The following is a 20,947-nucleotide window of genomic DNA, read 5'->3' as shown; positions in this document are numbered from 1 at the left end:
CGAAAGCACGCGCAGAACCGCCGAAGTGTTTTGCCAGCACGGTAGTAATTGCTGCAGTCAGGGTAGTTTTACCGTGGTCAACGTGGCCGATAGTACCAACGTTAACGTGCGGTTTTGTACGTTCAAACTTTTCTTTAGACATCGATTGTCCCTCTAAGACACGGATAAGTCGCTGATAACACCACATCAACCAAGCAGTTGCCTGATGAATTTAGAACAGAAAGAAAATCAGGGGACGATAAATCAGAGGTGGTGCTGATAGGCAGATTCGAACTGCCGACCTCACCCTTACCAAGGGTGCGCTCTACCAACTGAGCTATATCAGCACATCTTGGAGCGGGCAATGGGAATCGAACCCACATCATCAGCTTGGAAGGCTGAGGTAATAGCCATTATACGATGCCCGCATCCTGGAACTCGGCTACCTGACTCTAAATCTGTAGAATATTTCTGGTGAAGGTTTGCAAGTTGCTTTTTCTTTCACCTGTTAGCAGCGTACAAGTGTAGCACACTGCTTAACTCTTTAAGCTTAGCAACCTAGATTGTCCAAGACTTTTGCTCTTACTCACTTGATTTAATCAAGCTGCTCAGATGCTCGACAAGTTACTAATGCAAATTTGGTGGTGGGGGAAGGATTCGAACCTTCGAAGTCTGTGACGGCAGATTTACAGTCTGCTCCCTTTGGCCGCTCGGGAACCCCACCAGATTATTAGCACTGAAAACAGCACATAATAAATGTGACTTAATGGTGCCGGCTACCGGAATCGAACTGGTGACCTACTGATTACAAGTCAGTTGCTCTACCTACTGAGCTAAGCCGGCATCAAGTTAAGTGCAGCGCATTCTAGGTAGAGCTGGCTCGCTATGCAACAAAAAAATTGCGTCACTTGCGCTACCGCTCATAAATTATTCGATTTTTACTGTTAGATCGCAATTTTCCCCCTAATTGCACATCATTCAGACACCTCTCCTTAGCAACCTAGGCGATGAATTGGTCAACTATATCGGCTCGTCTTGGTTACCAATACGCGATAAAAATAACCCGTCATCCTTCCCAAACCGCACAATGATTCTCTGCATTTCAATCAGTTTTTAGGTTACAATGCACAGTTTTCGTTATCAGACGTTGGCGTAAAGCGCCTTTCCCAACCTGTATTCACTGGTAGCATCTGGCTTATATGATGGAAAGAGATCAATCTTTGGCAACGCCTTATCTTGAGTTCGATCGTACCCAATGGGCTGCACTGCGCGATTCTGTGCCACTGACGTTGTCAGAAGAGGAGATCGTCAAACTGAGAGGGATCAACGAAGCGCTCTCGCTTGAAGAGGTAGCGCAGATCTATCTGCCACTTTCACGGCTACTCAATTTTTACATCAGCTCTAATTTGCGTCGGCAAACGGTGCTGGAACAATTCCTTGGCACTGACAGCCAGCGTATTCCATATGTTATTGGTATTGCCGGTAGCGTTGCTGTCGGCAAAAGCACCACCGCGCGCCTGCTGCAAGCACTGCTAAGTCGCTGGCCAGAGCATCGTCGTGTCGAGTTGATCACTACCGATGGGTTCCTGTATCCGAATAAGGTGTTGCAACAACGCGGACTCATGAAGAAAAAAGGATTTCCACAATCCTATGATATGCACCGTCTGGTGAATTTTGTTTCCGAGGTAAAATCAGGTGCTAAGCAAGTTAGTGCGCCTATTTACTCCCATCTGATCTACGATATCGTGCCGGAAAGGCACAAAATTATTGAACAACCGGACATTCTAATCCTAGAAGGATTAAATGTGTTGCAAAGTGGTATGGATTATCCACACGATCCGCATCGGGTCTTCGTGTCAGACTTCGTCGATTTTTCGATCTATGTTGATGCACCAGAAGAGTTACTAAAAAGCTGGTATATCAACCGATTTCTTAAATTTCGTCAGGGTGCCTTCTCAGATCCCAACTCCTACTTCCACAACTATGCCAAGCTCGCAGAACAAGAGGCGATCGGTGTTGCTACCCAAGTGTGGAATGAGATTAATGGACTAAATTTAAAAGAGAACATTTTGCCAACACGCGAGCGAGCAAGCCTGATCATGACCAAAGTTGCCAACCATGAAGTGGAAAGTGTACGGCTAAGAAAATGATCTGTCATGGGCTGAGAATAACTCACCAGCCCATCAGAACAATCGTGAACATGGCACAGCGCTACTCCGCACTGCGTAACGATATTTCACCACTAATCATTGGTCTAATCTGTCCGTTCTGTTCCAGTAACAGTGCACCTTGCTGATCAATTCCACGAGCGATGCCAATCACTTGCTGGTTTCCAGTCAGCAACTTTACCGGTCGATTGATAAAATTGTCCAACGCACACCAACGATCAACAAATGGTGCCAATCCTTCAATTTCAAACTGTTTAAGTGCCCGACGCCACTCATTAAGCAAAGTGGCAACCAACTGGTTACGATCGATGCTGACGGCTGCATCCTGCAAATTAATCCACTGCTGATCAATCTTAGTTGCGTCATTTTCCCGCATTGCTACATTCAGTCCAGCACCGATCACTAGCTGCGCTTCATCGCCGGTTTTACCTGTCAGTTCAACCAAAATGCCGGCCAATTTTCGATCATTGAGATAGAGATCATTCGGCCACTTTACCCGCACCTGGTCGGCGCCCAAACGATGCAGGACTTCCGCCATCACAATACCAATCACCAAGCTCAGTCCGATTGCCGCCGCCGGCCCTTGCTCAAGACGCCAGTACATTGAAAAATAGAGATTTGATCCAAATGGTGATACCCACTGTCGACCACGACGACCTCTCCCTGCTTGCTGATACTCTGCCACACAGGCATCGCCAGAGGTCAACTCGCCTAATCTATCAAGCAGGTACTGATTGGTGGAATCCACGACCGGCAATACCGTTACACGTTTATCTTCCAGCATGGACAAAATCCGCTCAGCATCGAGCAAATCTACCGCAGACGAGAGACTGTAGCCTTTGCCTGGTACACGAAATACTTCCAATCCCCATTCACAAATTAGCTGGATATGCTTGTTAACTGCTGCTCGACTCATACCCAGCGCTTCACCCAACTGTTCACCTGAGTGAAACTGGCCATCCGCTAGCAACGAAATAATCTTTACAGGAACGGTTGTATCTCTCATGACAGTACCTCTAGCGCATCCACCTCTCCATTGGCTGCAATGAAACGAACCTCTGGTTCTAGCCAAACATCAAATTTGGCCACAACAGTATTACGCACGTGCTTTGCCAAATCGACCAGATCCTGGCTACTGGCATCGCCTCGGTTAACCAATACCAACGCTTGTCGATCATGCACTGCTGCACCACCGATCTGGTATCCTTTCAATCCACATTGATCAATCAACCAGCCAGCTGCCAGTTTTACCTGCCCATCTGCTTGAGGATAACTTGGCATCGTCGGGTACTGAGTAAGTAATTCCTTAGCAACCTGCTGAGTGACTAGCGGATTTTTAAAAAAACTGCCAGCATTTCCCATTACAGCCGGATCGGGTAACTTACTGCGACGCGTCGCACACACTGCTTCGAACACTTGCAGTGCGGTGGTTGTTTCTGGTTCTAACTGCTTTAAATCACCGTATGCAAGTTGTGCCTGCCACTGCTTACTAAGCCGAAAGCCGACCCCGACGATAACAAACCCTTGTTTGAATTGGTGTTTAAAGATGCTTTCTCGGTAGTTAAACTGGCAGCGTTCGTGTTCAATCCGCTCAATTTCACCGTTGGTCAAATTCAGCAGATCGACATATACACACACTTGTTCCAATTCCATGCCGTAAGCACCGATATTCTGGATCGGCGCTGAACCTACCGAACCGGGGATCAAGGCGAGATTTTCCAGCCCTGGCATGCCATTCTCTAACGTATAACTCACCAATTGATGCCAGTTTTCTCCAGCAGCAACATGCAGTTGCCAAGCATCTTCAGTTTCCTTCACTTCAATGCCCTTCAACTCGTTAATCAGCACAGTACCTGAAAAGTCTTCTAAAAAAAGTACGTTACTTCCACCACCTAAAATCAGCAATGGTTGATGGCGTTTCTTTGCTCGCTGCCAGCTTTTAATCATAACTTCAATAGTTTCTGCAACGACCAGTTCTGCGGCCTGCACCGAAAGTGCGAAGGTATTGTAATTTTTTAAACAGACGCGCTCTGTAGACATGATTAAAGTGCTCTTGCTTAGTAAGTAGCTTCTATACCCAAACGACCAGCAGTTACTGGTGACCCATTTGTCGTTACACTGGGAATAGCCCCGGTTGTCTATCAAACAACCCAGTTAATTAAGATCTGTTAACTGCAACCTATTAACTACGATTAGTCACTTGATTTATTTCTTTATCCGACAACAAACCAATATATTCGCTGCTAGCGCCAGATTATACAGCCAACTGCATTAACTGTGATGTATTTCTCAGTTATAGTCTGAGCCATCTACATGAATAAAAAACATTTAAATTCAAACTGCAATGCCATATTGCTGCCGATAAGCGCACACTGCGTCAAGGTGCTGAGCCATTTCTGGTGTCTGCTCTAGGTAGCTAATCAGATCTTGTAATGTGATAATCGAGATCACTTTGCAGTGGTAATCCCGTTCAACTTCCTGAATTGCAGAGATATCACCGCGTCCCCTCTCTTGACGGTCAAGTGAAATTAACACGCCAGCCAAGCTAGCATCGTGGTACTGAATAATGGTCATTGATTCTCGAATTGCCGTTCCTGCGGTGATCACATCATCAACCAACATCACACGCCCTTGTAATTGACTCCCCACCAACAGCCCTCCTTCGCCGTGATCTTTTGCCTCTTTGCGATTGAAACAGTACGGAACATCACGATCATGATGCTCAGCTAAGGCTATTGCGGTAGCGCTAGCAATCGGTATGCCTTTGTAAGCGGGCCCAAAGAGTAGATCAAATTCAATACCTGAAGCCAACAGCGCTTGTGCATAAAAACGCCCAAGTAACGCTAAGTCACGCCCTGAGCTAAACAAGCCAGCATTGAAAAAGTATGGACTACAACGACCAGACTTCAGGGTAAACTGGCCAAATTTCAACACCTGTCTGCTCAGTGCAAACTCGATAAACTGCCGCTGATAGCCTTGCATGCCGTTTTTTCCTCGTTACTGGATGTTTAGTTAAACCCAATACCTAAATTTGAGCCTAACGCAAAAAGGGCGACCATGATGTCGCCCAAATCTATTAACCTGCTAATGCCGCTTTCTGTGCCTGAAAAATAGCCTCTATTCCCCCTTTTGCTAAGCTAAGTAATCGGTGCAACTCATCCTCGCTAAAAGGTTCGCCTTCTGCCGTGCCTTGCACCTCAATCATGCGACCATCTTCCATCATCACAACATTCATATCAGTTTCTGCTGTCGAATCTTCAATATATTCAAGATCACACACCACAGTTCCATCAACAATACCCACCGATACTGCCGCGACCAATCCCTTGACTGGATTGGATTTCAATTTGCCACTCGCTACTAAGCTATTCAGTGCATCCACCAGCGCCACACATGCCCCAGAGATAGCAGCGGTACGAGTGCCGCCATCTGCCTGTAGCACATCACAATCCAAGGTAATGGTAAACTCACCCAGTTTCTCTAAATCGACAGCAGCACGCAATGCCCGTGCTATAAGCCGCTGAATCTCCATAGTTCTACCACTCTGCTTTCCTTTAGCTGCTTCACGGGCATTACGGCTGTGTGTAGAGCGCGGTAACATCCCATACTCTGCCGTGATCCATCCCTGCCCTTGCCCTTTCAAAAAACGGGGCACTCCCTCCTCAACTGAAGCGGTACATAGTACTTTGGTATCACCAAACTCAATCAATACTGAACCTTCGGCATGTTTAGTATAGTGACGAGTTATGGTTAACGGGCGAACTTGCTCTGGTGCTCGACCTGCTGGACGCATGGGCTCTCTCCGACGCTTATCAATGCATGAAGGCAGATTATATACTGGTTACCGCTCTAGTTGCAGGCTGTTTACTGGCCGCAGTGTGATGATATTCGATGTTATTTTTTGTTGCGTTAACCCGCTCAATAGATTGTCAATTAATGACCTGAACTGGCTACTGGATATTATGCCTATCCTGTGTGCTAGCTCGGCGCTATAATCAGACTACCTTTTACTAACTTACCGGTATGTAACAATGATCCGCAGCATGACAGCCTATGCACGTCGTGAAGTTAAGGGGGAATGGGGCAGTGCAGCTTGGGAGCTGCGCTCCGTTAACCAGCGTTATTTAGAAACTTACATCCGTCTACCAGAGCAGTTTCGCAGTCTAGAACCCGTGATCCGGGAACGTATCCGCAATCGCCTGACGCGCGGCAAAGTAGAATGCAATTTGCGCTTTGAACTGGATCTACAGGCTCAAGGACAAATGATCCTAAATGAAAATCTGGCTAAACAACTTATTGAAGCGGCAAAATGGGTCAAAATCCAGAGCGATGAAGGAGAGATTGATCCTATTGATGTACTACGTTGGCCTGGCGTGATGTCTGCACAAGAGCAAGATCTTGACGTTATCAGTGTTGAGCTACTGCGTTCCCTAGAAGAGACGCTGGATGATTTCGTTGCCGCTCGTGAAAGTGAAGGGCGAGCCTTGAAAACATTAATTGAGCAACGACTGGCAGGCGTGAGCGCAGAGATCGTTAACGTACGGGCACAGATGCCTAATATCCTACAGTGGCAACGTGAACGCTTGGTCAGTAAGCTAGAAGAGGCCGATCTACCACTGGAAAATAGTCGCCTTGAACAAGAGCTATTGCTAATGGCACAACGCATTGATGTTGCTGAAGAGCTCGATCGACTAGAGGCACACGTCAAAGAAACTTACAACATTTTAGTTAAAAAAGAAGCTGTTGGCCGCAGGCTCGATTTTATGATGCAAGAGTTCAATCGTGAGTCAAATACCTTGGCATCGAAATCAATCAATGCTGATGTCACCAGTTCAGCGATTGAATTGAAAGTGTTAATTGAGCAAATGCGTGAGCAAATTCAAAACATCGAATAGTTTTTTCACCCGTCCAATAACGTCTCAAAACCCCTGTTATTTAATTGTAAATACAGGGTTTTTATTTTCGTCGTTCCAGATGGAAGCTTGATGTAAATATCGATCGAGCCTCAATCGGCATAGTAAAAACCGATATCGAAGTATTCTGACATCACCTCAATAGGTTCCGTATTTAAGTCACTGTAGCTGTAATACACCTGAAAGGACGTAGCGCTGATCTCAGCTCGGCTTGAAATGGATCTGAGTGCTTGGCGCGCTTTAGCATTTAAATACTCATCCAGACGCTCGAATTTAGCGTATTGATATTCGCTCACGATGACCTTTTTATGCGTTAATGATGAATCGAATAAATTGTTTTAATTTCATTGGAAAAGCGCTGCATTTTCCTGTTTGCGCAGCTCCAGTGTCTTAGCAATTGCAGATAATGTGGTTTTTCTAACCCCTTGCTGCTTTGCAAAATAAGTAAACTGGCTGATAGCTTCTGCAATTTCTTCAATAACTTGCCTTGCATCATGCCAACTCCCATAGCCAGCACTTGTAGCAAGTTTTTGCATCACCTTAAGCGGTGGTGCTTTGCCATAACCTCCGAACGCAGTGGCGTGTTCGTTGAATGGATGTGGGCTGTAAGTAACATCGTAAAAAGGTGCAGGATCCCATTGACCGTCATCAGATTGCAAAAACGCCCAGTTTTTACTGTGGTCGTCTTGATTAGACGACAGCAGGTTAAAAATGGCGCGGCGAAATTGCAGTTGTCCAGCAGCTGGAGATTTACACAACTGACGGCTGGCTTTGATCAAATCAATATAATCTAGACTTGGCGTTCGAAAGTCTGCATCCAACAGCCCGCAAGCGCTGTGCATATGCAAGCGACCTGAACTGCGCTTGCTGCCCAAACCGGCCTGCTCAGTGACATAATCAAAACGCTTGAGCGCCAACCAGGCAGGCGCACCGCTTGTATTCGGTGCTTCAATGAGTTGCCAGCGCGGGGGTTGACACTTTGCCAGCTCAGCCAGTTGCAAATACACAGCCTCACACAAACCTTCTTCATGCCCGAGCGCGAGATTTTTAGAAGTAAACTTAATCAGCCACGCTTCATCACCAGGCTGGGCAAAGGTTCGACAATGCTGAGTTTCCCCAGCAGGCATATAAATCTGCGCTTTTGGCCTTGCCCCACCCGAACTACCACCCGCGACTAATGCGGCCAACACCTGTTGCGTATGCCCATCTAACTCATCGTGGTTGCTATCCACTAAATCTGACATTGAGGCGTCGAACAGCCTTTGCGCTTCTAAACCCAAGGTTGCTAATTCAATATCCGCGTGCATCGTGGCTGAAAATTCAGACACTGGAGAAAAAGACAATGCTCCCATGCCTTTATCACCGACAAAAGCCAGCCTATCCATCGCTGTTAATTGATGGGGTAGAATGCCTTTTTGCCGGAAAATACGATCCTGTAACAACAAACCCCAGCCATCGGGTAAACAATCCCCAAATATGCCATGTACACCCTGGTGCGGCTCTTTAGGTGCGGCTTGAACTTGCGTGTTCGCTTGCAAGGTAAAAGGTGATAAATTGCCAAACTGCTGCAAATAGCTGTCTGCATACTGGAAAAAAACGCCTTGCCGATTCTGCGCCAAGACACCTACAGCAACCCGCTCACCTGAGCTTAACGTACGAGTTACAGTGAGTTTCTGAATGGGTTTAAAACTCGTCATTTAGCACCTCATCAATGCTAGAGGGCATAGTGGCGCGCTCTTTGTTAGGCTGTGTGAGCTGATAAAGCCTATCCAATGAGTCGAGGGTCTGCCATAGCAACAGCAATTGGCGAAATGAAATTTGCCCAGTCAGCTCAAATTTCTTAATGGTGGCCGCAGGTACGCAGCTTCGCTCAGCCAACGCAGCTCGTGACAACTTTGCTTGGTGGCGTAACTTCCGCAAATAAGCCGCATAAGCTTGGCTTACATCGGTATCATCAAGTAAGGTAAAATTCATCCGCAAAGACCAAATGGATACAGTTACATCCATTATAGTGAAATAAAACAGAAAATGGACACTATTGTATCCAGAAATGGATGAGGTGTTGATAAAATTACTCGACAGCGACCCGCTCACCTGAGCTTAACGTGCGGGTTACGCTGAGTTATCGCAAGAACACTATAAACCGTCTCCTAAAATCACCACCAGCCCAGATACCCTGCCTTTCTTGGATGGTGGCACACCTTAACTGCAAATCGCGGTAACTCACGAAATAAGCACTAACTGAACAGGCTCATAGACTGCGGTTACTCGATTGGCAGTAACTCCAACAAAGCAATACCCGATAACCGCTTTAGCAAAGCACTGCGTTTTTTATGTCTACTAATAAAAGTACGAAAGCGCTCAGTAAACTCTTGTTGTTCATGCTTGAACTGATAGGCGTCTGACAGCTCGTGCAGATAAAATGCTGCCTTCTCATACCCACTGGCACTACTGCGTAGCACTTGCATTTCTGCTTGTCGCCAACTCGCCTCTCTTTTAGCATAGATTTGATTTAGTTTATTTTCTCTGTCAATTCGTTCCAGCTCTAAACGCAAAGCCTGCTCTTCCAGCTTCTCCTGTGCAATTAATCTTTCCGCCTGTTCTAGATAAATCCCCAACATCTCTGCCGTCAGCCAAAACTCATAATCACTTGATTTAACTTTATTTTTACTAGTTAATGACAACGCAGAGGCTAACGATAAAAACTGCTCTTTAAACAGTCGGTTAAGTAGCATATTCTTATCTTCAATAGATAAGCGTTCGACCCAACTTGCTGCATCGGTTAACAGATTTTCACAACGATGGGATGGGTGCTGTTTCAGCAATAGCGCCAAAGCTCGACACGAAACACGAGGAATAGAGAAAAAATCAAAAAATACCTTTTGTGCGCTCGTTAACTGTTCAAAGTCGAAATTAATCAATGGCAGCTTTAGCGATTTTTCACCATTAGCAACCGACTGTAACCAACAAAAATATAATAACCTATAATCACCATTTATTAATTCAGAATATAGCGAAGCCAAGGATTTAAAAATGTCATTTGCATTATCAAAGAAATTTTCTTTATATTGACCTTGATTATTCAACGAAAGAGATAATAACTGCATATCACCTTGTTCTGATGACTGCAATACTGTTTGAGGTGTTGTTGCCAACAATATATTCGGCAATACACCCACAGGCACTTTGAAATAAATTTCAGCATCACCCCACACAGTAAAATAGAAGCCAATATCGAAATAATCCCACATCAAACTCTTGATGGGCAATTCAAAATCACTGTAGCTATAGTTGATAGTAAAAAAGTTACGATTCACCTCTGCCCGACTAGAAATTTTACTTAATTCCTGCTGCTGTTGTTGTGTTAAATAACCCTCTAACCGCTCAAACCGGTAAGACCTGTACTCACTCATTGTATGTTCCCTAACAATTTATCTCACTATATTCATCAGCCAAATATGAGATCATGAACAGAGGAAAAAGCAAGCACGCAGATATCTAATCTCCGATAACAGATATTTACGGCTCTTTTCCTCAGTCTGTCTTTCCTATTGCATACCTTTTATACCACACAACAACCCGTCACATCTGGTTGCCAAGTTTCACTTCTGTTCCGAGCTAAATCATCAAATCATGCATCAGTCAACTATTTGTTATTTGATGGTTTTATCAACTGCAACTCTGTTCCTAGTCTAATCGCGTGTTTAGCATTCATGACTCCGAGTTTTTTCACCACATTTCCAATATGGAATTTCACCGTGCTCACTTTAATACCTAAGATAATTGAAATTTCTTGATAGGTCTTTCCCATACTCGCCCAATAAAGAATTTCATTTTCTCTCTCAGAGAACAGATCTTTTTCCTTATACTCTTTTCGAATGATTTCACGATATAATGCAACGATTTTCTCATAAGTAAAGATAAGTAACAATTGTAGGTCTGCTTTCTTACCTTTTATTTCATCTTCTATATCGACCACTTTTTCGCTATCAACAATAACTGATAAAACTGCCATATTGTTATTGTTATCGTGCAAAACAAAACTATATCCATTAATAATATTATAATTTCTAGACAAGTTAAATATTCTAGAAAAACTTCCTAATGAGCTTATTGAAATGTTCTCATCCCAAGCAAACGGAGAAACGCGATTCAGTGCGGAAAGAATCACTGGATCGATATGCTGATAGTTATTTTTCACATATATGTCAGCCCACTCTTCTGGGTAATTAGAAACAACATATATATCCATAGGGTTTTTTTTATTGATTATAATATAGGCATACTTGAAATCACCCAACACTGCCAACTTACTATCTAAGTAGTTTTGTACAGCACCTTTCGTTTCACTATTATTATCCCCAAAAAAGCCTGACATCGAGTGACCTCCAAAACATCCACCAACTGACAAAAGTATAGGGTAAAACCAAACCTAAGTCTAACTATCCTCAACACCACAGAAACGCTTATACTTTCCGTCGTTGGTAGCCGATGAGGAAACCCGACCTCGTAACAATCGAGTTACCAAACTAAGCAGCACCAGGGATATTTATTTATACTATAACTATACTATAATCTAGTCATCATATCAGCAGAAATAAGAATTTTCTGCTGATATTTATTTCTTTTTCTATATAAAAAAATCCCACCCCCAATCTTAAATCAGCGTTAAACTTTTAGTAAAGCAAATAACAGCATAGCCTCTGTTTAGTAATTGTCAGATTGTATGCTGGCAGCAAAACTGTGCGTGATACGGCGCACAGTTCAGAAGAAAAAATCAACCAAAATAGACTGGACATTTATACAGTGACGTTTTACCTTAAATCTGTATGAGGTCAATATTGGGTCGGATTTCACGCTTTCAGTTCAACGCTCCCCACTCGCATACAAGTGGAGCAATCCATTTCTAAACCTCATATCTATTGCAGCGCTAATCAATCACAGCGAGCACTATCGCACGAAATATTGCCGAAGTAGGAGATCAAGGTGGACAGCGTTCTAGTTTACGGTATCGGCGGGATCATAATTGGCATATTGCTTGGCTGGTTAATTACCAGCCTGAGAGCACAACAGTATGCCGCCATGTACGAAACAAACGCACGCCTACTCGAACAGACGCTAGATCAAGCGCGACTTGACATCAATGCGCAACAACTGACAGAACAGCAATTAGAACAACAATTGCAACAAAATAGCCTAGAACTGCGCTCCCTGCACAGCCAACTGGCCGCTGGGCAAGAGCGTTTACAACAACTTGATTATTGGCGTAATGAATGCCAAATACTACGCCAACAGCTCCACAATCAACAACAAGTTAACAGTACACAAGAAGCCAAGCTGTGTGAACTCACCACTCGTTTGGAAGAGAGCCAAATTTCCGCCTCAGAGAAGCAGCAACTGCTCGTTAACAGTGAACAACGTTTAAGCAATCAGTTTGAACAGTTGGCTAACCGTATTTTCGAGACCAGTACACGCAAAGTTGATCAACTGAGTCAACAAAGCCTCAACCACCTTCTGTCACCACTACGCGAACAGTTAGAGGGTTTCCGACGTCAAGTACAGGAGAGTTTTAATTATGAAGCGCGTGAACGACACACTTTGACTCATGAGATCCGCAATCTGCAACAGCTAAATGCACAGATGGCGCACGAAGCAGTCAATCTGACTAGAGCACTCAAAGGTGACAACAAAATCCAGGGTAACTGGGGTGAGTGGTTATTGAGCAAAGTGCTGGAAGCATCTGGCTTACGTCAAGGGTATGAATATGAAATACAAGTTAATCTACAGGTAGATCCACAAAGTCGCCTGCAGCCGGATGTGATCGTGCATCTTCCCCAAGGCAAAGATGTAGTGATTGATGCCAAAGTTTCTCTGGTTGCTTATGAGCGCTACTTTAATAGCGATGATGACGCAAAGCGTAACAGCGCATTAAGCGAACACATCGCCTCACTGCGTGGACAAATACGCCTACTAAGCCGTAAGGATTATCAACAACTCCCCGGCTTACGCTCGCTCGACTATGTGCTTATGTTTGTGCCGATCGAGCCAGCGTTTTTACTGGCCATCAATCACGAACCAGAGCTAATCACCGAAGCGCTGCAACATAACGTGATGCTGGTCAGCCCAACCACTACTCTCGTGGCACTGCGTACCATCAATAATCTCTGGCGTTATGAACGTCAGAGTCAGAATGCTGAACGTATCGCTAATCGTGCCGCTCGACTGTATGACAAAATGCGTCTATTCATCGACGATATGTCAGCTGTAGGGCAAAGTTTAGACAAAGCACAAAGCAACTATCAACAGGCAATGAATAAACTCACTACTGGCCGAGCTAATCTACTGAGTCAGATTGAAGGCTTCCGTAACCTAGGTGTGGAAGCCAAAAGACCAATAAACGCACAGTTAGTACAGCAAGCACTTGCTGAACAAGAGAATACAACAATCCTATCCGATGAGACCTTAGAGTAGTCAACAAGCTGCAAGCAAATTGCAAACTGGGGGATTGCCACACTTTCTGGTACAATTGGCGCTATGAAATTAGCACAACAGCAGGTACAGGCAGCACAGTATGGCAGATCAACTCCCAGAAACGACTGATTTTGGTTTTCGCACTGTAGCGAGAAACGAAAAACAGGCAATGGTAGCGAATGTTTTTCACTCCGTCGCCGCCAAGTATGATGTCATGAACGATCTGATGTCATTCGGTATCCACCGTATTTGGAAGCGCTTTACCATTGATTGTAGTGGGGTACGTCGTGGTCAACAGGTGCTGGATCTTGCCGGTGGTACTGGTGATTTGGCAGCTAAGTTTTCCCGCATGGTCGGTGAACAAGGCCAGGTGGTTCTGGCGGATATCAATGACTCAATGCTGAAAATGGGACGTGAAAAGTTGCGTGATCATGGCATGGTCGGCAATATCCGCTATGTACAAGCTAATGCCGAAGCCCTGCCCTTCCCCGATAACACTTTTGATTGCATCACCATCTCATTTGGTCTGCGCAATGTCACCGATAAAGATAAGGCACTGCGTTCTATGTTTCGTGTTCTCAAGCCGGGAGGGCGCCTACTAGTACTGGAATTCTCCAAACCGTTACTAGAGCCGCTCAGTAAAGCGTATGACCTCTACTCTTTCCATGTACTACCCAAAATTGGTGAGTTAGTGGTCAATGATGCCGAGAGCTATCGTTACCTGGCAGAATCAATCCGTATGCACCCCGGGCAAGAGACGTTGAAGCAGATGATGGACCAGGCCGGTTTCGAGAACATCAACTATTTCAATCTCACCGGTGGTATCGTCGCTCTGCATAGAGGCTTCAAATTCTGATGATGCCGCTACTGCTCACTCCGCTGCTCACCGGCATGGTTGAAGCCGCACTTAACCGGCTACTGTTCAACGAACCCAGTCTAAAAGCAGCTCGCCTGCGTCTGGTCGGTAAACGGCTACGTCTGGAGTTGCAAGAACTGCCGACGCCGCTGGTGCTGATATTTAGCGAGCGATGTGTGGATGTGCTGGCACACACTGAAGATCAGGCTGATTGCACGGTGCAAACCCGTTTAGCCGTGATCATCAAGTTAGGTGATCGCCAACAGTTATCATCGCTAATGCGTAGTGGTGAGCTGATTGTTGAAGGCGATATCCAAGTAGTACAACACTTGATCACACTACTTGACCTGGCTCAATGGGATGTTGCCGATCAACTCGCTCCGTATCTTGGTGATGTGGTTGCACAAAGTCTGTCTGATGGCATCAATAAAACCGGTCAACTGTTGAAAGCACAGTGTCAGAAACAGCAACGCCATTTTGCTGAAACAGTGATGCATGAGTGGCAATTAGCCGCCAATAAATTGGAGGTAGCCTGGTTCAATGAAGAAGTAGACGCTACGGTAGCAAGCGTTGATGCGCTAGCGCTACGCATAGACCAGTTGGAGATAACTTCATGACGCCGAGCGAAATCTACCGCTTATATTTTATTGTGCGTGTTTTTCTCAATCACGGCCTGGATGAATTACTGCCAAAAATCCGCTTAACGTTACCGCTGCGCGTTATCCGTCGTCTGTTATTCTGGTTGCCAAATCGTCATCAGGAAAAACCGCTAGGTGAACGGCTGCGATTAGCATTACAAACCCTCGGCCCAGTCTGGATCAAATTTGGCCAAATGATGTCGACCCGACGCGATCTATTCCCACCAGAGATTGCTGAACAACTAGCGCTACTACAGGATCGCGTTGCCCCGTTCGATGGTGCATTAGCGCGTCAGCAGATTGAGCAGGCCTTGGGCGGACCGCTTGAGACTTGGTTTGATGGTTTCAAGCAACAACCCTTGGCCTCAGCCTCGATCGCTCAAGTGCATACCGCTTGGTTAAAAGGCAGCACACAAGAGGTGGTATTAAAGGTCATCAGACCAGATATTAAACCTATCATCCGTGCTGATGTACGGCTAATGTATCGCCTAGCCAGTTGGCTGCCGACCATCTTGCCAGATGGTCGCCGTTTACGTCCGCGTGAAGTGGTACGGGAATATGAGAAAACACTGTTAGATGAGTTGAATCTGCTACGTGAAGCAGCAAATGCCATCCAATTGCGGCGCAATTTTGATGCTAGCCCGATGCTATATATTCCGGAGGTTTATCCTGATTACTGTCGAGAAAACCTGCTGGTTATGGAGCGTATTTACGGTATTCCCGTTGCCGATATTGCTGCATTGCAACAACAGAATACCAATATGAAGCTGCTGGCTGAACGCGGAGTGCAGGTGTTCTTTACTCAAGTTTTCCGCGACAGTTTTTTCCATGCTGACATGCACCCTGGTAATATTTTTGTGAGTCACGCTCATCCGCAAGATCCCTGCTATATCGGTATCGACTGCGGCATTGTTGGTTCACTAAACCGGGAAGATAAACGCTATCTGGCTGAAAATTTTATCGCCTTTTTCAATCGCGATTACCGCAAGGTAGCAGAGTTGCATGTCGATTCTGGTTGGGTACCTCGTGATACCAACCTAGAAGATTTTGAATTTGCCATTCGTACGGTTTGTGAGCCTATTTTTGAGAAACCTCTGGCTGAGATCTCTTTTGGCCATGTGCTGCTAAATCTATTCAACACCGCTCGCCGCTTCAATATGGAGGTTCAACCACAACTGGTGCTACTGCAAAAGACACTGCTCTACGTTGAGGGGCTTGGCCGCCAGCTCTATCCTCAACTTGATCTCTGGAGCACGGCAAAACCGTTTTTAGAAAACTGGTTACGTGAACAGATGGGCATTCCGGCAGTGATACGTGCGATAAAAGAGAAAGCCCCATTCTGGGCAGAAAAATTACCTGAATTGCCAGAGTTACTTTACGACAGCCTACATCAGCATAGATACCTGAAACAAAGCGTTGACAAGTTAACTGATCAGTTAGCACAACAAAGCTCACGCCAAAGCCAGTCACGTTATTTGTTTGGTGTTGGTGCTACACTGCTAATCAGTGGTACGCTTTTGTTGTTAAAAGACGTAACAATGTTTCCGGGCTGGTTGATTAGCGCAGGCTTGGTGATCTGGGTGATCGGCTGGCTACGTACCCGTTAGTGCGCAAGAAGCACAGATTAGCGACATAGCGGAATAAATTTACTGCCTTAAGTTGATCCAACAGCTCAACTTAAGGTAATAAGTGTATATAATGCAGCAGATTGAAACATAACGGGTATATAACCCTTTTTAGTGATCGAGGTAACGATAATGGGTGGTATAAGTATTTGGCAATTGTTGATTATCGCAGTCATCGTCGTGTTGTTATTTGGCACCAAAAAACTGCGTACCCTGGGTTCTGATCTAGGTGCATCCATCAAAGGATTTAAAAAAGCGGTAAATGATGAAACACCGCCCACTGCCAATACAGCAGAAAAAAGTGAGCAGGATGATGCTGATTTCACAACCAAACCGCTTACTGACAAGCAAACGGAAACAAAACCAGAAGAGTCAAAAAACAAAGAGCAGGTGTAAACCGTGTTTGACATTGGGTTTAGTGAACTGATGCTGGTGATGGTGATCGGCTTGGTTGTTCTTGGGCCAGAGCGGCTGCCGGTGGCGATCAAAACCATCGCTGGCTGGATCCGCTCACTGCGCTCGCTTGCTGCATCAGTACAAAATGAGCTGACACAAGAGTTAAAGCTGCAAGAGCTACAGCAAAGCCTGAAGAAGGCTGAAGAGGCTGGTTTGCAAAATTTAACCCCTGAGCTAAAAGCGTCCATGGAGGAATTGAAAGGGGTTGCGGAATCACTCAAGCGCTCCTATCAGCTCGACGCCAATCCACCCACTGAAGATCCTCAGGGTATCGATCCAGAAGCAGTTCACGATGGTATGCCACTGCCTGACAACAAGCCAGAGCCGTCTTCTACTGCTGTGGTAAAAAATCCTTCGGTGCAACAGCCCCCAACTACTGCAGTAGTCGCGGAAAAAACTGCTGCTCAACAAACTCACGATGAGCGTTAAACATGGCCGTTGAAGATACCCAACCGCTGGTCAGCCATTTGATTGAACTGCGCAAGCGACTACTGAATGCCATTATCTGTGTACTGGTCGTTTTTGCTGTGCTGGTGTTCTTTGCCAATGATATCTATCAATTAGTGTCAGCCCCTCTAAAAGAACAACTGCCCACGGGTGCCAGTATGATCGCCACTGATGTGGCCTCACCTTTTTTCACACCGATCAAGCTCACCATGATGGTTTCAGTGATTGTATCGGCACCGATGATCCTATATCAGGTCTGGGCATTCATTGCTCCTGCACTTTACCAGCACGAGCGTCGCTTAATGATGCCACTGCTAATCTCCAGTAGCCTACTGTTCTACCTCGGCATGGCATTCGCCTATTTTGTGGTGTTCCCGCTTGCCTTTGGCTTTTTTGCGCAAACAGCTCCCGCAGGGGTCGTGATTGCCACTGATATTAGCAGTTACCTCAGCTTTGTCATGGCGCTGTTTATGGCCTTTGGTGTTGCGTTTGAGGTTCCTATTGCCATCATTTTGCTGTGCTGGAGTGGAGTAACCACCCCGGAAGACTTAAAAAGAAAGCGGCCATATGTGCTGGTCGGTGCCTTTGTCGTTGGTATGCTGTTAACGCCGGCTGACATATTTTCACAGACGCTACTGGCCATCCCGATGTATATCCTATTCGAACTCGGTATGTTCCTCGCACGTTTCTATGTCGGCAAAAGACGTAAACCCACCGAAGAAGAAGATGATGATGAACCGTTGCATTCCTGACTCGGTGATACCCATTAAGGAAAAATAATGAGTTATCTATTTCCCACATCCTTTCCAGCACGACGTTTGCGGCGTTTACGTCGCCACGATTTTAGTCGTCGGCTGGTCGCTGAGCACCAATTAACGGTCAATGATCTAATTTATCCAGTCTTCATCATGGAGGGAAATAATCGGCAGGAACAAGTGTCCTCAATGCCGGGCGTATCGCGAATGACACTTGATCTGCTACTTAAGGAAGCAGAGGCGGCGGCCAAACTTGGTATACCCGTACTTTCGCTGTTTCCCGTGATTGAACCAAGCTTAAAAACACTAAACGCTGAAGAGGCCTACAATCCCAATGGATTAGTGCAACGCGCTGTGCGTGCATTAAAAAATGCTGTGCCTGAATTAGGCATTTTGACTGATGTTGCGCTCGATCCCTACACTAGCCATGGGCAAGATGGTGTTATTGACGAGCAAGGTTATGTGATTAACGACGCCAGTAGTGAAATTCTGGTTCGTCAAGCTCTGTCTCACGCCGAAGCTGGTGCAGAAATTGTCGCCCCAAGCGATATGATGGATGGTCGTATCGGCGCTATCCGTTCTCAGTTGGAGCAACAGGGCTGGGTAACTACGCAAATTATGGCCTACTCGGCCAAGTATGCCTCTTGCTACTACGGTCCGTTCCGTGATGCATTAGGCTCTACCGGCAACCTCAAAGGTGGCAATAAAAAGAGTTACCAGATGGATCCGGCCAATAGTGATGAAGCACTGCAAGAGATCGCCCAAGATCTGCAAGAAGGCGCAGATATGGTGATGGTCAAACCTGGGATGCCCTATTTGGATGTCGTCCAACGTGTCAAACAGACCTTCGGTGTGCCGACTTTCGCCTACCAAGTTTCTGGTGAGTATGCGATGCATATGGCTGCAATTCAAAATGGCTGGCTACAGGAGAAGCCGGCAATTATGGAATCACTGCTCTGTTTTAAACGTGCCGGTGCCGACGGTGTGTTAACTTACTTTGCACCACGGGTTGCACAGTGGCTACACGATGAAGCGATCCAACGCTAACAAAGCAAATTGTAGAGCAAGGTAGTGAGTATGGCTATTCTGCTACTGTGATATCAAACGATAACCGTTAGGCGATAAAAAAGCGCTGCCAGTTTCCCAGCAGCGCTTTTCAGTTGATACATTCGCCGACAATGATTAGTTCATGCCGTATTTTTTCAATTTCTTACGCAATGTACCACGGTTAATCCCCATCATAAGCGCTGCTCGGGTTTGGTTACCACGAGTATATTGCATCACCATGTCCAGTAATGGATGTTCAACTTCAGCCAACACTAATTCATACAGATCATTAACATCTTGACCATTGAGCTGGGCAAGATAGTTTTTCAGTGCTTGCTTAACCGAATCACGTAGAGGCTTTTGAGTTACCTGATCCTGTGAATTCACTGTTGAAACGGTGAGTACGTCAGCGTTTACACGTTGTTCGAACATAGTTCTGTCAGCTCTTTTTTGTTACGCAAAATTTTCAAAATATGCCTCCAACACCTCCAGTTGTTCACTGGCATCCTCTATGGTGTTGAATGTGCGCCTAAACTGGTCATTCGGGGCATGCTCTTGTAAATACCAAGAGACGTGCTTTCGAGCAATTCGAGCTCCTTTGCCTTGGCCATAAAAACCATGCAACTCCCGAATATGGCCGACTAGCAAGCGCTTCACTTCACCCGATGGCAAAGGTGGCAGCAACTCCCCTGTGTCCAGATAATGCTGGATTTCCCGGAAGATCCAGGGTCTCCCCTGAGCAGCGCGCCCGATCATCAGGGCATCCGCCCCAGTGTAGTCAAGCACTGCTCTGGCTTTCTGCGGGTTAGTAATGTCGCCGTTCGCGATAATCGGAATAGAAACATTCTGCTTAACTGCCCGAATGGTGTCGTACTCCGCACAGCCATTAAATAGACAGGCACGGGTTCTGCCATGAATAGTCACAGCCTGTACACCACACTCTTCGGCCAACTGGGCAATTTCTACACAGTTACGGTGTTCCGGATCCCAGCCAGTTCGGATTTTCAGCGTTACCGGCACATCCACCGCATTAACAACTGCAAGCAGGATCTGTTTCACTAGATCTGGGTACTGCAACAAAGCAGAACCTGCTAGTTTCCGATTCACTTTCTTTGCCGGACATCCCATATTGATGTCGATAATCTGCGCACCACTAGCAACATTAATCCGTGCTGCAGCCGCCATATCACCAGGATCACAACCGGCAATTTGCACCGAACGGATACCCGGTTCATCACTATGCACCATGCGCAAACGCGATTTATCCGTCCGCCACACCTCTGGATTTGAGGAGAGCATTTCGGATACCGCCATTCCAGCACCCATTGCATGACATAACGTTCTGAATGGACGATCTGAGACTCCGGCCATCGGAGCGGCAATCAAGCAATTAGATAACTGGTAGTTTCCAATGCGCATAGACGAAGAATAACCATACTGTGCCCACAAGGGCGCATATATTACGCATTTTTGTTCTGATATGAAAGGCCAAACTTTGAGCAAATTATCGCTATTTATCAATCAATCTGTTATTCAGTGGGATTTATAATAAATTACCATTGTGTAACAATGAGTTGCATTATTGTTATTAA

Annotated in this window: 21 protein-coding genes and 4 tRNA genes; 10 read left to right on the top strand and 15 right to left on the bottom strand. The window is 45.7% G+C overall.

The window, feature by feature from the left end; all coding sequences use genetic code 11:
- The 5 genes from EOJ37_RS11435 to EOJ37_RS11415 form a co-directional block, all read right to left on the bottom strand.
- A partial coding sequence (locus EOJ37_RS11435; protein ID WP_240651695.1) for a GTP-binding protein occupies positions 1 to 142 on the bottom strand: 142 nt, incomplete at its 3' end.
- Positions 143 to 250: 108 nt separating this feature from the next.
- A tRNA-Thr gene (locus EOJ37_RS11430) sits at positions 251 to 326 on the bottom strand.
- Between the two features lie 6 nt (positions 327 to 332).
- Positions 333 to 407: transfer RNA gene (locus tag EOJ37_RS11425), tRNA-Gly, on the bottom strand.
- A gap of 211 nt (positions 408 to 618) precedes the next feature.
- A tRNA-Tyr gene (locus tag EOJ37_RS11420) sits at positions 619 to 703 on the bottom strand.
- 43 nt (positions 704 to 746) lie between these two features.
- Positions 747 to 822, bottom strand: a tRNA-Thr gene (locus EOJ37_RS11415).
- Between the two features lie 356 nt (positions 823 to 1,178).
- Between EOJ37_RS11415 and coaA the strand changes: the two genes are divergently transcribed.
- The gene (gene coaA, locus EOJ37_RS11410) at positions 1,179 to 2,129 is read left to right on the top strand and encodes a type I pantothenate kinase (RefSeq protein WP_127960040.1); all 951 of its coding nucleotides are present in this window, start codon (positions 1,179 to 1,181) and stop codon (positions 2,127 to 2,129) included.
- Between the two features lie 61 nt (positions 2,130 to 2,190).
- On the opposite strand, the gene birA is transcribed toward coaA, so the two are convergent.
- The 4 genes from birA to rph form a co-directional block, all read right to left on the bottom strand.
- On the bottom strand, positions 2,191 to 3,153 hold the full coding sequence (birA, locus tag EOJ37_RS11405) for a bifunctional biotin--[acetyl-CoA-carboxylase] ligase/biotin operon repressor BirA (RefSeq protein WP_127960039.1): 963 nt from the start codon (positions 3,151 to 3,153) through the stop codon (positions 2,191 to 2,193).
- A complete protein-coding gene (gene murB, locus EOJ37_RS11400; protein WP_127960038.1) occupies positions 3,150 to 4,187 on the bottom strand; it encodes a UDP-N-acetylmuramate dehydrogenase in 1,038 nt (345 codons plus the stop codon). Before murB ends, birA begins: the two co-directional genes overlap by 4 nt.
- Positions 4,188 to 4,481: 294 nt before the next feature.
- Positions 4,482 to 5,129, bottom strand: coding sequence for an orotate phosphoribosyltransferase (pyrE, locus tag EOJ37_RS11395; RefSeq protein WP_127960037.1), 648 nt, complete (start codon positions 5,127 to 5,129; stop codon positions 4,482 to 4,484).
- A 94-nt stretch (positions 5,130 to 5,223) separates the two neighbouring features.
- The gene (gene rph, locus EOJ37_RS11390; protein ID WP_127960036.1) at positions 5,224 to 5,940 is read right to left on the bottom strand and encodes a ribonuclease PH; all 717 of its coding nucleotides are present in this window, start codon (positions 5,938 to 5,940) and stop codon (positions 5,224 to 5,226) included.
- Between the two features lie 238 nt (positions 5,941 to 6,178).
- Here rph and EOJ37_RS11385 point away from each other — a divergent pair, with 238 nt between their 5' ends.
- A complete protein-coding gene (locus EOJ37_RS11385; RefSeq protein ID WP_127960035.1) occupies positions 6,179 to 7,042 on the top strand; it encodes a YicC/YloC family endoribonuclease in 864 nt (287 codons plus the stop codon).
- Between the two features lie 362 nt (positions 7,043 to 7,404).
- Here EOJ37_RS11385 and EOJ37_RS11375 read toward each other — a convergent pair whose 3' ends face one another.
- The 4 genes from EOJ37_RS11375 to EOJ37_RS11360 form a co-directional block, all read right to left on the bottom strand.
- On the bottom strand, positions 7,405 to 8,757 hold the full coding sequence (locus EOJ37_RS11375; protein WP_127960034.1) for a type II toxin-antitoxin system HipA family toxin: 1,353 nt from the start codon (positions 8,755 to 8,757) through the stop codon (positions 7,405 to 7,407).
- Positions 8,744 to 9,034 carry a helix-turn-helix domain-containing protein gene (locus EOJ37_RS11370; RefSeq protein WP_127960033.1) on the bottom strand — a complete coding sequence of 97 codons (291 nt, stop codon included), beginning with the start codon at positions 9,032 to 9,034 and terminating at the stop codon, positions 8,744 to 8,746. Before EOJ37_RS11370 ends, EOJ37_RS11375 begins: the two co-directional genes overlap by 14 nt.
- A 290-nt stretch (positions 9,035 to 9,324) precedes the next feature.
- Entirely contained in the window at positions 9,325 to 10,473 is a 1,149-nt protein-coding gene (locus EOJ37_RS11365) for a hypothetical protein (RefSeq protein WP_127960032.1), read from the bottom strand.
- Between the two features lie 233 nt (positions 10,474 to 10,706).
- Positions 10,707 to 11,438 (bottom strand): LuxR family transcriptional regulator, encoded by a 732-nt coding sequence (locus EOJ37_RS11360; protein WP_127960031.1) that lies wholly within the window; start codon positions 11,436 to 11,438, stop codon positions 10,707 to 10,709.
- 608 nt (positions 11,439 to 12,046) lie between these two features.
- Between EOJ37_RS11360 and rmuC the strand changes: the two genes are divergently transcribed.
- The 8 genes from rmuC to hemB all read left to right on the top strand — a co-directional run bounded on the left by rmuC (position 12,047) and on the right by hemB (position 19,355).
- Positions 12,047 to 13,531: a DNA recombination protein RmuC gene (rmuC, locus tag EOJ37_RS11355; RefSeq protein ID WP_127960030.1), complete on the top strand. Its 1,485-nt coding sequence runs from the start codon at positions 12,047 to 12,049 to the stop codon at positions 13,529 to 13,531.
- A 100-nt stretch (positions 13,532 to 13,631) separates the two neighbouring features.
- Positions 13,632 to 14,387, top strand: coding sequence for a bifunctional demethylmenaquinone methyltransferase/2-methoxy-6-polyprenyl-1,4-benzoquinol methylase UbiE (gene ubiE, locus EOJ37_RS11350; RefSeq protein WP_127960029.1), 756 nt, complete (start codon positions 13,632 to 13,634; stop codon positions 14,385 to 14,387).
- Complete coding sequence (locus EOJ37_RS11345) at positions 14,387 to 15,004, top strand: ubiquinone biosynthesis accessory factor UbiJ (protein WP_420820635.1); 618 nt, start codon at positions 14,387 to 14,389, stop codon at positions 15,002 to 15,004. The genes ubiE and EOJ37_RS11345 overlap by 1 nt, the downstream gene beginning before the upstream one ends.
- Positions 15,001 to 16,632 (top strand): ubiquinone biosynthesis regulatory protein kinase UbiB, encoded by a 1,632-nt coding sequence (gene ubiB, locus EOJ37_RS11340; protein ID WP_127960028.1) that lies wholly within the window; start codon positions 15,001 to 15,003, stop codon positions 16,630 to 16,632. The genes EOJ37_RS11345 and ubiB overlap by 4 nt, the downstream gene beginning before the upstream one ends.
- 150 nt (positions 16,633 to 16,782) lie before the next feature.
- Positions 16,783 to 17,046: a Sec-independent protein translocase subunit TatA gene (gene tatA, locus EOJ37_RS11335; RefSeq protein WP_127960041.1), complete on the top strand. Its 264-nt coding sequence runs from the start codon at positions 16,783 to 16,785 to the stop codon at positions 17,044 to 17,046.
- Positions 17,047 to 17,049: 3 nt separating this feature from the next.
- A complete protein-coding gene (tatB, locus tag EOJ37_RS11330; protein ID WP_127960027.1) occupies positions 17,050 to 17,535 on the top strand; it encodes a Sec-independent protein translocase protein TatB in 486 nt (161 codons plus the stop codon).
- A 2-nt stretch (positions 17,536 to 17,537) separates the two neighbouring features.
- A complete protein-coding gene (gene tatC, locus EOJ37_RS11325) occupies positions 17,538 to 18,305 on the top strand; it encodes a Sec-independent protein translocase subunit TatC (protein WP_127960026.1) in 768 nt (255 codons plus the stop codon).
- A gap of 27 nt (positions 18,306 to 18,332) precedes the next feature.
- The gene (hemB, locus tag EOJ37_RS11320; protein WP_127960025.1) at positions 18,333 to 19,355 is read left to right on the top strand and encodes a porphobilinogen synthase; all 1,023 of its coding nucleotides are present in this window, start codon (positions 18,333 to 18,335) and stop codon (positions 19,353 to 19,355) included.
- 135 nt (positions 19,356 to 19,490) lie between these two features.
- Here the strand turns inward: hemB and fis are convergent, their stop codons facing one another.
- Positions 19,491 to 19,787 (bottom strand): DNA-binding transcriptional regulator Fis, encoded by a 297-nt coding sequence (gene fis / locus EOJ37_RS11315; protein ID WP_127960024.1) that lies wholly within the window; start codon positions 19,785 to 19,787, stop codon positions 19,491 to 19,493.
- A 21-nt stretch (positions 19,788 to 19,808) separates the two neighbouring features.
- A complete protein-coding gene (gene dusB / locus EOJ37_RS11310) occupies positions 19,809 to 20,774 on the bottom strand; it encodes a tRNA dihydrouridine synthase DusB (RefSeq protein WP_127960023.1) in 966 nt (321 codons plus the stop codon).
- Positions 20,775 to 20,947: the final 173 nt, after the last annotated feature.

The organism is Serratia microhaemolytica (assembly GCF_004011885.1).
Lineage (GTDB): Bacteria > Pseudomonadota > Gammaproteobacteria > Enterobacterales > Enterobacteriaceae > Serratia_G > Serratia_G microhaemolytica.
Note: the sequence above shows the minus strand (reverse complement) of the source record. Positions and strands in the feature narration are given on the sequence as shown.